The sequence below is a fragment of the Algoriphagus sp. genome, assembly GCF_029254265.1.
GTDB lineage: Bacteria > Bacteroidota > Bacteroidia > Cytophagales > Cyclobacteriaceae > Algoriphagus.
The window spans coordinates 1-13,022 of the sequence record NZ_JAQWXX010000105.1; the positions used below are offsets into that span (position 1 = coordinate 1).

Below are 13,022 nucleotides of genomic sequence, written 5' to 3' on the forward strand. Positions count from 1 at the left end.
GCAGTCAAGTTCAGTTTGGAAGCTTTTACTGAACTCTATGACTCCTTGACCTTTAAATATATCCATTTTGAGCGTTTGAAAAGCTATAAATATATGCAATTAAAAGGACACCTCTAAAATTATAAATTCTCTGACTCTATATATATCTATAATATTAGAGCAAGAGCAATGGAGAGTTTTTATTCTGGATCGGATGACTTCGGAAGTCCCAATTTGCTTACTTACCTACCAAATCGAGCTCAATCCTTGGAATATATTTCTAAAGAAGTCGACTATGAAACTGCTTTTTTTCATAAAGAGAAAGTATATCGAGTTGTGTCACATTTGAAAGAGAAAAAATATTTCCAGTATAATCCATATGAGATTATCCGAAATAATTTTAGAGCCGTCTCTTTGGTTCAATTGGATTTGAATTCAAAGGAGTTAAAATTTTACGAGTTGCCTATTGCAAAGTATTTTGTTTTTCAAGGTGATAACCTCTTTGTTGGAGGAATTTCTGTCAGAGAAGAAAATGGTGATATCTATAGGAAATTCTATAGATATACTCTTAACTGATTTGCCTATATACTGCTTCTCCGGAAGTAGTGACAGGATTTATGAAATGTCTTTAGGTCTTAAAATGGCCCGATACCCTCGGGGATTTTTTCATTCCCCACTCCCGTACTAGGCTATTCGAAGAAATGAGTTATTTTTGTCTATGCTTTCAAAAAAGACAAAGTATGCCCTTCATGCCCTGACTTATCTGGGTAAGCATCGAGAGGAAAAGACAGTGTTGATCCATGACATCGCTGAAGAGCATGGCATCTCTCATAAATTTTTAGAGAATATCTTACTCGAACTCAAAAAGGCTGGCTTGCTCGGTAGCAAAAAAGGTAAAGGTGGTGGTTATTACCTGATCAAAGAACCCCAAGATATTCCGCTTTCGAAAGTGATTCGACTGCTCGATGGACCCATCGCCTTACTTCCTTGCGTAAGTCTCAACTACTACGAACCCTGCGCCGAATGTAAGTCCGAAGTTGAGTGTGGAATAAATAAAGTGATGATTCAAGTTCGTGATGAAACACTCAAAATACTGGAAAACAAAACTTTACAAGATATATTAGAAAAATAATAAAATTTTTTTCCTTTAAACCCTATAAAAAAGATAGGGTTTATATACTTTTGAAATTCAAACTCGCATCAAGCACGTATGATAATCGATCAGCCTATTAAAAAATGGTTTGTCAGTAACACTGGTGAAGACAAGCATTTCAAAAGTTTCTTGAAGTCAATCTCCTGGCGCATAGTCGGTACTATTGACACCATGGTCATCTCCTATTTTGTAACAGGTCAGTTGAAAATGGCTATCTCCATAGGTTCCATAGAGGTTGTGTCCAAAGTAGCGCTCTACTATTTTCATGAGCGAGCTTGGGAAAAAGCCACTAAAGCCTAAGCCATGAAAACAAATTTGATCGAATTGGAAGCTCAATTAGCACAACTTGCTCCCGCGACAGGTTTGACCTTATTAGTTGAACTATTTCCAGGGAAAGTGTGCTTTTCGACCTCTTTGGGTCAGGAAGATCAAGTGATTACGCAGCTGATTGCTTCTCAGAACTTGCCGATCCAGATTTTCTCTTTGGATACTGGGAGGCTTTTCCCAGAGACTTTGAATCTCTTGGCCCGTACCGAGGCCAAATACAAAACAAAAATTCAGGTTTACTATCCAGAGAGAAGCTCGGTAGAAGCTTTGGTTAACACCATCGGGATCAATGGATTTTATGAATCTGTAGAAAATCGGAAGTCCTGCTGCTTTGTAAGGAAAGTAGAACCACTTCAAAGAGCACTTGCGGGAAATGAAATCTGGGTGACGGGTCTACGCGCGGAGCAATCTGCCAATCGCTCCGAGATGAAGTGGCTCGAATGGGATGAATCCAACCAAATCTGGAAATACAATCCTTTGCTGGATTGGTCTTTCGACGAGGTGCTGACTTACCTCGAAACTCATAAAATTCCTTACAATCCGCTTCATGACAAGGGTTTTGTCAGTATTGGCTGTGCACCCTGTACTCGTGCAATTTCTTCAGGAGAAGATGCCCGTGCCGGTCGCTGGTGGTGGGAGGATTCGAAGAAGGAGTGTGGGCTGCATAGCAGTAGGCAGTAAATAGTATGCAGTGAGCAAGAAGGTAGAGGAAAAAGTCAGAAAGCTTAAGTCAGAAATCAGAATAAGGTAAGTCAAAGTGTAAATCTATGGCTCCACTATCAAAGGTCTCTTAAATCATAAGTCGTAAATCTTAAATATGAGGGCGTAAATCTTAAATCAAATATCATAAATGAACAGCCTATTAAAACCTAATCCCAAAGAAGCAGAATCGATCCACATCCTTCGGGAGGTGGCGGCGCAATTTGAGCGTCCGGTTTTACTTTTTTCTGGGGGAAAAGATTCCATCACTTTGGTAAGATTAGCTCAAAAAGCCTTCTTTCCAGCAAAAATTCCTTTTCCTCTTTTACATGTGGACACAGGACATAATTTCCCTGAGACGATCGCTTTCCGGGATAAGCTTGTAGCCGAACTTGGGCTTGAATTGATTGTCCGAAATGTGCAGGACTCCATCGATCAGGGTAAAGTTCGGGAAGAGCGAGGTCGTTATTCCAGTCGAAACTCACTTCAGACGACTACACTGCTTGATGCCATCGAGGAATTTAAGTTTGATGCCTGTATCGGCGGTGCTAGACGCGATGAGGAAAAAGCGAGAGCCAAGGAGCGAGTGTTCTCTGTACGAGATGATTTCGGGCAATGGGATGAAAAAAACCAACGCCCAGAGCTATTCGACATGCTAAACGGCAGGATTCACATTGGACAAAATGTCCGTGTGTTCCCGATTTCTAACTGGACGGAACTTGATGTTTGGGAATATATCCGAACAGAAAACATCGAGATCCCAAGTATCTACTATGCTCACAAGCGCGAAGTGTTTTTTCGGGATGGGATGATTTGGACAGCCAATGAGCACGTCTTTCGGGAGGCTCATGAAGAGGTAACAGAGCTGATGGTTCGCTTTCGAACTGTCGGTGACATGACTTGTACAGCAGCAGTGCTTTCTGAGGCAGTTTCCTTGGATGATGTCGTAGCGGAGATTCGTGACTCTACGATTTCAGAGCGAGGCGCTCGCATTGACGACAAGCGCTCTGAGGCAGCGATGGAGACGAGAAAGAAAGTAGGATACTTTTAGTCTGATCGTCATTGCGAGGAGGAGGCACGACGACGAAGCAATCTTATTAATAAAGAAATACAATTGAAATACGATAGAAATACTCCTCACTTCGTTCGGAGAAATAATTTTCACTTTTAAGTTATTTCATCCCGCTTGCGGGATTTATTTCAATTGTATTTCCACAGTATTTCAATAAGTAAAAAGTTATAAAAATGGATACACAAGGAAGAAAACTCATCAAAATCGCAACAGCGGGCTCAGTTGATGATGGCAAAAGCACCTTAATTGGGCGATTGCTGTATGATACTAATTCGCTGACGACGGATAAAATTGAGGCAATTGAGCGTAGCTCTAAGCAGCGAGGTTATGATTACCTGGATTTTTCGCTGGCTACAGACGGATTGGTAGCTGAGCGGGAGCAAGGTATCACCATCGATGTGGCGCATATTTATTTCAATACGGACAAGACCAATTTTATCGTAGCAGATACTCCCGGTCATGTGGAATACACCCGAAACATGGTGACAGGAGCATCTACTTCTCAGGTAGCTATAGTTTTAATTGATGCGCGGAAAGGCGTGATTGAACAGACATATCGACACTTCTTTATCGCAAACCTTCTCCGAATTTCCCATGTGGTGGTCGCCATCAACAAGATGGATTTGGTAGGATATGAGGAAGAAGTATTCCTAAAAATCAAGGATGATTTCAATGAATTGGTGGCCAAAAGCGATTTCAATGAAGATCAGATCACCTTTATTCCAGTGTCAGCTTTGAAAGGAGAAAATATCGCCAGAAAATCTCAGGAGATGCCTTGGTATCTTGGAAATACCCTTTTGGATCATCTGGAGGTTTTGGAGCCAGCTGATCTTCAGGAGAATTCCGTAGCGCGTTTTCCAATTCAATATGTGACACGTCCCAAGACGGAAGCCTACCATGATTTCAGGGGTTTTTCCGGAAAATTATATGGCGGTAGTTTGAAGGTTGGGGATCAAGTGACAGTACTCCCATCTGGAAATGAAACGACCATTAAAAGCATTCATTTCTTTGATCAGGAATATCAGGAAGCTGAGGTGGGAAGTTCGATTACCATTACGCTGGCCGATGAGGTGGACTTGAGTCGAGGGGATATGCTGGTCAAAAGAGAAACTATTCCCCAAAGTGAAAAGCAAATTTCTGCAACCATCTGCCAAGTCAATTCAAAAATTCTGAAGGTTGGGAATAAATACATTCTGCAGCACGGTGTGAATCGGGTGTTGGCAAAAGTAGATGAGATCGAGTCCCGAATTCATACAGATTTCTCAGGCAAAGAGGATGCCGAGCAATTGAAGTTGAATGATATTGGAAAAGTCAAATTCAGACTCAGTAAGCCCATTCATGCGGATTCTTATACATCTAACAAATCAAACGGCTCCTTCATCCTTATTGACGAAAGTAGTTTTGATACAGTTGGGGTGGGATTCATCGACTAGTATTGAAAGCAGAATTCTAATTGAGAAATCTGAGAACCGATTGAGATTTGAATTCCTAAAGGAGATCGTCCGTAAAAGAAGCAAAATCCTGATTTCACAATTGGGGTTTTATTGATCAAGTAAGTCAAAAATCCTAAATCTGTAATCTTAAAACCTACTTTTCCGATAGGGAAAGTTTATTCTATTGAAATTATGCAAAGCTTTCGAACTGAGCTGGAAAATCCAATTGTAGAACGGGATATTCTCGAATTGGAGAAAAAAATTAATCTATTCAAGGAGGGGAAAATAGATGAAGAAAAATTCCGAAGTCTTCGGCTTGCCCGTGGTGTCTATGGACAGCGGCAGCAAGGTGTACAGATGATCCGAATCAAATTACCTTATGGTCGAGTGAATTCCGCTCAGTTACGAAGAATTTGCAAGGTTTCTGAAGAGTATTCTACCGGAAGATTACACATCACCACTCGTCAGGATATCCAAATTCACTATGTGAGCTTGGATCGTACACCGGAGCTTTGGGCTGAGCTGGAACGCGATGACGTCACACTTCGTGAGGCGTGTGGAAATACGGTCCGGAATGTTACCGCTTCGGAAATGGCAGGAATTGATCCAAAAGAGCCATTCGATGTTACGCCTTATGCCGATGCTACCTATCGCTATTTTTTGAGAAATCCAGTTTGTCAGGAAATGGGGCGAAAGTTTAAAATGGCATTTTCCTCCTCAGAGGAAGACGATGCGCTGAGTTATCTCCATGATTTGGGATTTATCCCAAAAATCAAGGAGGGGGTAAAAGGCTTTAAGGTCCTGCTTGGTGGGGGACTTGGTTCTCAGCCTCGGCATGCCGATTTGGTCTATGAGTTTTTGGAAGCCGATCAAATCATTCCGTTTATTGAAGCGGTGCTCCGAATTTTCGATAGGCATGGCGAGCGGGCCCGAAGAAACAAAGCCCGTATGAAATTTCTGATTAAGGACTTGGGGCTTGATGCTTTTTTGGAATTAGTGAAGGCTGAAAAAATGGCCTTGCCTTATCGGAGCTATCCCATTGATATTTCTGAATTTGAAACTAACAAATCACTTCCAAATCCCCAAGTGCCGGTATTAGATCAGGCATTAGGATTGGATTTCGAGCTTTGGAAACAAACCAATGTACTTACGCAAAAGCAGGCAGGCTATGTGGCTATTGGAGTAAAAGTGCATTTAGGCGACTTCTTTTTAGCACAAGCAAGAGCATTGGCGGATTTAGTGGAGCGCTTTGCCAAGGATGAGATTCGTTTTACCCTTCGTCAAAACTTCCTGATTAGGGATGTACGGGAAGATTTGGTGCCTTACTTTTTTCAGGAATTGAAAAAAATCGGGTTGGCCGATCGAGGATACAATTCCCTAGGGGATATTACCGCTTGCCCAGGGACAGACACCTGCAATTTGGGAATTGCGAGTTCGACCGGGATTACGGTGGAACTTGAAAAGTTGATTGTGGCAGAATACCCGCAGTATCTGAAAAATCAGGATCTCGTGATTAAGATCTCAGGCTGTATGAATGCCTGCGGGCAGCACAATATGGCGCATATCGGTTTTCAGGGAATGTCCATGAAATCTGGGAAAACTGTAATTCCAGCACTTCAAGTCTTGCTTGGTGGGGGGAATCTCGGAGATGGTAATGGACGATTTGCAGATAAAGTGACAAAAATCCCAAGCCGTCGTGGACCTCAGGCGTTGCGGATTTTACTTAATGATTTTGAAAGAAATGCAAATGGATTGGATTTTATTAGTTATTACGATCTGCAGGGTCAAATGTATTTCTATGAATTACTCAAAGGGTTGGGAGATGCATCGACATTCACCGAATCGGAATTTGTGGATTGGGGTCATGAAGGGGCTTATAAAGTAGCGGTTGGAGTTGGAGAATGCGCCGGAGTCGTGATTGACTTAGTGGCGACTTTGCTCTTGGAAGCTCTAGAAAAGCTGGAACTCGGTCAGGAAGCGCTGTCAGAAGGCAGATGGTCGGACAGTATCTATTACTATTACGCTGGGCTGATCAATTCCGCAAAGGCTATTTTGCTCAGTGAGGACATCAGCACCAATAGCTATGCGAATATCATTGCCCAGTTTGATGAGGTTTTTATAGCTACTGGTAAAATCAACTTACGTGGAACTTTTGCAGAAAAAGTCTATGAAATCAATCAACATGAACCGACTGAGGCATTTGCGAAAGCCTATGCCAGACAAGCTTTTGAAATCTATCATCTATTGAAAAACTATCGGGAAGAGGAGGTGAGTGAATGAGAAATCTGATTCAACCTAAAGTGACCTTGCTAGGAGCGGGTCCTGGCGATCCGGAATTGATTACCCTGAAAGGCGTTTTGGCTTTGAACAAAGCAGATGTGGTCCTTTATGATGCTTTGATCGATCCTGTTTTATTAAAGCATGCGCCAAGGTCTGCCATTAAGATTTTTGTAGGAAAGCGTGTGGGAAAGCATTCCCAGGCCCAAGGAGATACTAATCAGCTTTGTGTGAGCCTAGCCAAAAAGCATGGACATGTGGTCCGCTTGAAAGGAGGGGATCCCTTTGTCTTTGGTCGTGGAGCCGAAGAAATTGAATATATCGAGGCCTTCGGTATTCCTACCAAACTGATTCCCGGGTTAACTTCAGCCATAGCAGTTCCGGCTTCTGCAGGTATCCCGGTGACCAAACGAGGGATTTCCGAGAGTTTTTGGGTGGTTACAGGGACGACTTCCGCAGGAAAACTTTCTAAGGATCTGGCTCTTGCGGCCCAGTCTTCGGCCACAGTGGTGGTTTTGATGGGGACAAAAAAGCTATTGGAAATTGTAAAGGTCTACTCCCAATTTGGAAAAGGGGATCTGCCGGTAGCAATTATTCAAAGCGGGACTACCCGAGAGGAAAAAATCACTGCAGGGCATATTTCTACGATTTCTCAAAGAGCGAAAGAAAACCAAGTCGAAGCTCCCGCTATTATAATAATAGGGGAAGTGGTAAGGGAGAGCCTTAAGTTGGCAGAAATTTATCGTGAGGCAATTGGAGTAGGAAGAGTAAATCTTTGATAATAAAATCTTAACACTTCTAAAATGAATCAACTCTATCCTATTTTTCTGAAAGTGCATCAACTCAATGTTTTGCTCATTGGAGGGGGATTTGTAGGGACCGAAAAATTAGAATTCCTTTTGAAATCAAGTCCCAAAGCACAGGTCACGGTTGTTTCACTGGGGTTTTCAGAGGCCTTTTTGTTTCTTGCTGCGCAAAGTGAAAACGTCACCTTAATTGAAGATCACTACCATGAAAAATATCTCGGAGGCAAGCATATTGTGATCGCAGCGACCAATGATAAAGCAGTAAATCGACAAATTCGGAGTGAATCCAAGGAACGTTTTCTCTTGGTAAATGTGGCTGATACTCCCGAACTCTGTGATTTTTATTTGGGGGGAATAGTGACCAAAGGAAATCTCAAGATCGCCATTAGCACCAACGGAAAGTCACCTACCGCAGCGAAGCGGATTCGCCAACTTTTGGAGGAAGTCCTTCCTGAAGAATTGGATAATTTGTTGGAAAATCTCCATACTTACCGTGCTTCGCTGAAAGGAGACTTTGAATACAAAGTCAAAGCAATGAATGAAGCGACAGAAGGCTTAGTGCGGAAGTTAGATGTCTAAAATTCGTCTAATTTTTACTTAATGTTCCAATTATGTATATAGTCACATATTTAAGGTTTTTAATTTGTGAAGTGTACCCAGTCTCAACTAATTATTTTAGATAAACTCTTATTCAAGTCTTGTCCGTTTGATTTGAAATAGTTTTATTGGAAGCTTAATTAGTTTAAAATGACACAAACCATCTTTCAAGATTTCCAATCCTTTCTTAAGAATCCCAAACAGGCTACTTCTTATACTTCGATAAGTCCTAAAAATTTCATCCTTTTACTGTTGGGGGCTTTGATTATCATTGTTCCCAGTGCGCTATTGATGGAATGGGTAGGACTAGATCAGTTTGACTCGAAACTAGAGGAAATGATGAAAGATTATAAGTGGCTAGTAGCTGCTGCTGCGATTTTTTTGGCACCATTAATCGAGGAGCCTATCTTCAGGCTTCACCTTGATCTCAAAAAAGCTTCTATCTGGTGGGGTATTGGTCTTTCGGTATTCATCATTAGTGAGCAGTGGTATATAGCGGTTGGCTTTGTGGTATACCTTGTATATCTGCTCATCAGGATTAATAATGAAGAGACACCTGATTTGAAGTTTGTGGTTTATACTTCAGCTATATTCTTTGGATTAGTTCATTTAGGGAATTATTCAAATTTCAATTTTGGAGAGCATTTTTATTGGATTCCTTTTTTAGTTGGGATGCAGTTTTTTATAGGTTTAATTCTAAGTTTTCTTCGATTAAATCATGGCATCCGGACCGCTATGCTATTTCATGGAGTATATAATGCCGTCCTGATTATTCCGTATGTATATTTTTATGAAGGTTGATTAGCTAGACCTCACACTGCCTCCTCCTCCATTAATAGATCAAATTCAATATTGATTTGCATGGAAGAATTTTTCACCCAAACGGAGGAATATTTGAAGACTTCGGCCATTTCTTTTTGCTTTTGAAGTCGGATGTAAAAATTTAAAGCTTCATTGATATAGCTATTTCTGGCAATTCCTTTTTGCTTCGCCAGATCACCGTTTTCTTCTGAGAGATCTTTATGTATTTCTAACTATAGTGTTTTAATGATTTCTTTTTTGTGATGTTAAGTGTCTCAATTAATTTATAAATGGGAGATCTTATTTTTTCTGCTGATCAATCCCCGTCATCTCCCAATGCGTCATTGAAACCGGGATACTTCCAATTTCATTGATCTGATCAAAGAAATCTTTGAGCTTAAATTCAATTCCTTTTTCCTCTTGAATCCGAGCATAATCCGCCATTGCATTTTCCAATAAATACTTCCCGGTGATGTAACTACTTCCATAGCCTGGTTGACGCATATAAAGGTGTTGCTCAAATAGGAGCAACTCTTTCTCCGTTTTCATCCAGCCCCTTGGGGTATAGTTGGAGTGGATTCCCCCGGCTTCCACCATGGTCATTTCATTTGCTTGGGCGTAGAGCGAACCCAAACCTCTCGCAGCCCGCTGTGCAATCATGATGTAGACGATCTCTCTAGATCTTGGGGAATCTTCATATAATCCTGCATCCATGAAGATCTCTTCCACTGCTGTGGCTGTTCCCTCGTTTCTGGAGTCCCAAATATTATAAAGAAGCGGTTCACGACGGATTTCACTTGAATGCGGCTCATTATCCATGCGAGCAAGCTCAAACCAATGGTAGAAATGCGAGTAAAGGGGTCTCGGGTCGATGTGCATTCCGATGGTAAAGAAGTTTCGCTTTTCCTTAGGAATAAAACTTCCCATATGAACACGCAAAGCTGGCTCGAAATAATCTTTTACGGTTACGATTTCTTGATCTCGAAGGAAACTTATTAAGCTATTGACCCCATCTTCACTTAGCTTGGCAAAGTCCTCCGGGGTATTTGCCTCTTGAAGTGGAGGCAAATTCCGGTTTCGGTGCTCTTCCAATTTCAGCGAAGCCCAAGCTCTTGCCAATTCCCGCTTTAGGATCATTACTTCATCTTCCCAAGTCAGCGGAACCAGATGAACATTTTGGAGATACCAAGTGTAATTTTCCTTTCCTATTCCTGATTCACCGGTTTTGGATGGAGCTTCTTTTTCAAGCCAAGCCACCAATTTTTCTGTTGAGCTTTTTGCTTCAGTAATCAATTTGACCAATTCAGCATCTTCAGCGATTCCCGGCAAAGTGAGCATGTCCTGAAGGTCTGTGATTTGCTGGGAGATACTAGGAATTCCGGCTGCCCAAAGTTCCTTGGCATTACCAGTCAGGTTAGTTTCTGCTTGCTCATTTAAGGCAGGAATTCCAGCTAATTCTTTTGCAAATTTCTCACGACTTGCCGACTGCAGCGGGAAATCATATTGCCAAAGCTCCAAAATCCCATGATGTGTAGGTCCTTCATGTGCCGGAACATCGCTTCTTTCAGTCCAAATGGATTTATAATAAGCTGGATCCCGTTCCCATGGCTTAAGAATGCGGTGATTGAAATCAAAACCGTTCATCTCGGCCCAGACGATTCGGTAATCGACTTGCTCGGCAATGCTCCAACCAGCAGTATCCATTTCCATGAGTTGAGATTGAAGTCGCTTAAATTCAGGGAGCCGCTTTTCAAAAGTCTCCTTTCGATAGTCAGGAGCTCCCTCAAAAAGCGGTGGTGTTTCGAAGGTTTGCCATTTCTTAAAAAGTGATACAAGATCCGAATAATTGGCTGGTTTTTTTTCGATTTTGAGGTCCTGATTTTGTGGATTTTGACAGGAAAAAGAAACGAATAAAATCAAAGAAAAAGAAAGAAGATTAAGAACTCGGGTCATAGGAAAAGGGGGAAGTGTTTTGATTCATTAAGGTAATGGATCGATGCTTAGGATTCAAATTGATTTTTTCCCATAAATAGCCAAGTAAATTTTCCAAAATATTAAAGTTTTTTTCTGATAATTTTTAGGTTCTAGTATCAGAATTTTATTCTGTTTTAAGATATGCTCAAATAAAATCGGTTTGGGTTAAAAATCATTTTTAAGAGGAGAAAATCAAAATTTTGAACTTGAATTGATCTAAATTTTAATTCGAGGTTTTAAATAAGTGCTTTTTGAAAGCTTAATGGAGAATTTGATAAAATTTCTGATTCAAGAGAGTGGGTAATTTTATTTTGCTTAACGGGAAAAAAATGAAATTTTATTTATCAAAAAGTATAGATTTCAAAAAAATAATCAACCAACAACCTTATGAAAAACTTCAAACATCTAATGGTTTTCCCTGCCCTGCTGGGATTGGCTGTTTCCTGCGCTGAGATCAGCGAAAATGAGCCTGTTTTATCCGAAAAGACAACTTCTGCACTTCAGCAGAGATTTGTTCCAGGTCAGTTATTGATTAAGATGAAGACAGTGACCACAAAGTCACGAATTTCGGACGATATACTATCCGCCGTGCAAGCCACAATCGTTGAGGAAATTAAAACTGGAGCAATGGAACTTGCTTATGCCAGAAAAGGTGGAAAATCAGGTGATTTGATTTTAGTGGATTCCAAATTAGGAACCATGGAAGCTATTGATAAACTGAAATCAATGCCTGAAGTGGAATATGCAGAGCCAAATTGGATCTATGAGCATTTTGCTACTTCCAATGACCCCTACTTTACGAACAACTCTCTTTGGGGAATGTCTGCAGGAGGAAACCAATTTGGTAGCCAGGCGGCATCTACTTGGGCAGCAAATAAGTTGGGTAGCTCTTCTGTATATGTAGGAATCATTGATGAAGGCTATATGTATAATCATGAAGACCTCGCTGCTAATGCTGGTGTTAATCCAGGCGAAATAGCTGGAAATGGTGTTGACGATGATGGAAATGGTCTAGTAGATGATGTTTATGGTTGGGACTTTGATGGTAATAATAACACCTTATTTGATGGAACTGGTGACGATCATGGCACTCACGTAGCTGGTACAATCGGCGGTGTGGGAGGAAATGGAAAAGGAGTTGCTGGAGTAGCTTGGAATGTCAAAATTATGGGTGCGAAATTCTTAGGAAGCCGTGGGGGAACTACCTCGAATGCTATAAAGGCGGTTGATTACTTCACAGATCTAAAGCAAAGTCAAGGGTTGAACATTGTAGCCACAAATAATTCTTGGGGTGGAGGAGGATATTCTCAGGCCTTGAAAGATGCTATTGATCGAGCCGATGCTGCGGGTATTCTATTTATCGCTGCTGCTGGAAATTCTGGTACAGATAATGACGCATCTGCAAGCTATCCTTCAAATTATGATAGTCCTAATGTGATAGCGGTAGCATCAATCACAAGTAGTGGAGGATTATCGAGCTTCTCTCAGTATGGAGCTACTACGGTGGATATTGGAGCTCCAGGGTCTGGTATTTGGTCTACTGTACCTGCTTCTTCAGGAAAAGGGAAAAGAGCTACTATTACTTCGGGTTATGCAAGTTATAACGGAACCTCTATGGCAACTCCTCACGTAACTGGAGCTGCAGCTCTTTATGCCTCTATTTACCCAAATGCTTCTGCTGCTCAGATTAAAGCAGCAATCTTGGGCTCAGCTACTCCTACACCTTCTTTGGCGGGTAAAACTGTGACTGGTGGAAGATTAAATGTTTCAGGTTTTTAATTAAATCAATAGAGGTGTCCGCTTAACATCATATCATATTTGAGATATACATTTTATCTGCTTTTACCATTCTGATGATTAGATTATTGAAGATGGTGTCTTTGTTCTGGGAGCGATTAATTCGG

At 41.2% G+C, this 13,022-nt stretch carries 12 protein-coding genes and 1 pseudogene; 11 read left to right on the top strand and 2 right to left on the bottom strand.

Going from position 1 to position 13,022, the window contains the following annotated elements; translation table 11 throughout:
• Positions 1-168: 168 nt before the first annotated feature.
• The 10 genes from P8O16_RS16075 (at position 169) to P8O16_RS16120 (ending at position 9,144) form a co-directional block, all read left to right on the top strand.
• Positions 169-555, top strand: coding sequence for a hypothetical protein (locus P8O16_RS16075; RefSeq protein ID WP_300316458.1), 387 nt, complete (start codon positions 169-171; stop codon positions 553-555).
• Between the two features lie 142 nt (positions 556-697).
• On the top strand, positions 698-1,111 hold the full coding sequence (locus P8O16_RS16080) for an Rrf2 family transcriptional regulator (RefSeq protein WP_300316459.1): 414 nt from the start codon (positions 698-700) through the stop codon (positions 1,109-1,111).
• A 78-nt stretch (positions 1,112-1,189) separates the two neighbouring features.
• Positions 1,190-1,432 carry a DUF2061 domain-containing protein gene (locus P8O16_RS16085; RefSeq protein ID WP_300316460.1) on the top strand — a complete coding sequence of 81 codons (243 nt, stop codon included), beginning with the start codon at positions 1,190-1,192 and terminating at the stop codon, positions 1,430-1,432.
• 3 nt (positions 1,433-1,435) lie between these two features.
• On the top strand, positions 1,436-2,140 hold the full coding sequence (locus P8O16_RS16090; protein WP_300316461.1) for a phosphoadenylyl-sulfate reductase: 705 nt from the start codon (positions 1,436-1,438) through the stop codon (positions 2,138-2,140).
• Between the two features lie 169 nt (positions 2,141-2,309).
• The gene (cysD, locus tag P8O16_RS16095) at positions 2,310-3,209 is read left to right on the top strand and encodes a sulfate adenylyltransferase subunit CysD (protein WP_300316462.1); all 900 of its coding nucleotides are present in this window, start codon (positions 2,310-2,312) and stop codon (positions 3,207-3,209) included.
• 194 nt (positions 3,210-3,403) lie between these two features.
• The gene (locus tag P8O16_RS16100; RefSeq protein ID WP_300316463.1) at positions 3,404-4,663 is read left to right on the top strand and encodes a GTP-binding protein; all 1,260 of its coding nucleotides are present in this window, start codon (positions 3,404-3,406) and stop codon (positions 4,661-4,663) included.
• 192 nt (positions 4,664-4,855) lie between these two features.
• Complete coding sequence (locus P8O16_RS16105; RefSeq protein WP_300316464.1) at positions 4,856-6,943, top strand: nitrite/sulfite reductase; 2,088 nt, start codon at positions 4,856-4,858, stop codon at positions 6,941-6,943.
• The gene (cobA, locus tag P8O16_RS16110; RefSeq protein ID WP_300316465.1) at positions 6,940-7,719 is read left to right on the top strand and encodes a uroporphyrinogen-III C-methyltransferase; all 780 of its coding nucleotides are present in this window, start codon (positions 6,940-6,942) and stop codon (positions 7,717-7,719) included. The genes P8O16_RS16105 and cobA overlap by 4 nt, the downstream gene beginning before the upstream one ends.
• Before the next feature lie 24 nt (positions 7,720-7,743).
• Positions 7,744-8,325 (top strand): bifunctional precorrin-2 dehydrogenase/sirohydrochlorin ferrochelatase, encoded by a 582-nt coding sequence (locus P8O16_RS16115; protein ID WP_300316466.1) that lies wholly within the window; start codon positions 7,744-7,746, stop codon positions 8,323-8,325.
• A 168-nt stretch (positions 8,326-8,493) separates the two neighbouring features.
• Entirely contained in the window at positions 8,494-9,144 is a 651-nt protein-coding gene (locus tag P8O16_RS16120) for a CPBP family glutamic-type intramembrane protease (RefSeq protein WP_300316467.1), read from the top strand.
• 300 nt (positions 9,145-9,444) lie between these two features.
• Here the strand turns inward: P8O16_RS16120 and P8O16_RS16125 are convergent, their stop codons facing one another.
• Positions 9,445-11,097, bottom strand: coding sequence for a DUF885 family protein (locus P8O16_RS16125; RefSeq protein WP_300316468.1), 1,653 nt, complete (start codon positions 11,095-11,097; stop codon positions 9,445-9,447).
• Between the two features lie 408 nt (positions 11,098-11,505).
• Between P8O16_RS16125 and P8O16_RS16130 the strand changes: the two genes are divergently transcribed.
• Complete coding sequence (locus P8O16_RS16130; RefSeq protein WP_300316469.1) at positions 11,506-12,897, top strand: S8 family peptidase; 1,392 nt, start codon at positions 11,506-11,508, stop codon at positions 12,895-12,897.
• A 28-nt stretch (positions 12,898-12,925) separates the two neighbouring features.
• Here the strand turns inward: P8O16_RS16130 and P8O16_RS16135 are convergent.
• Positions 12,926-13,022: pseudogene (locus tag P8O16_RS16135) on the bottom strand (IS1595 family transposase); the annotation flags it as partial.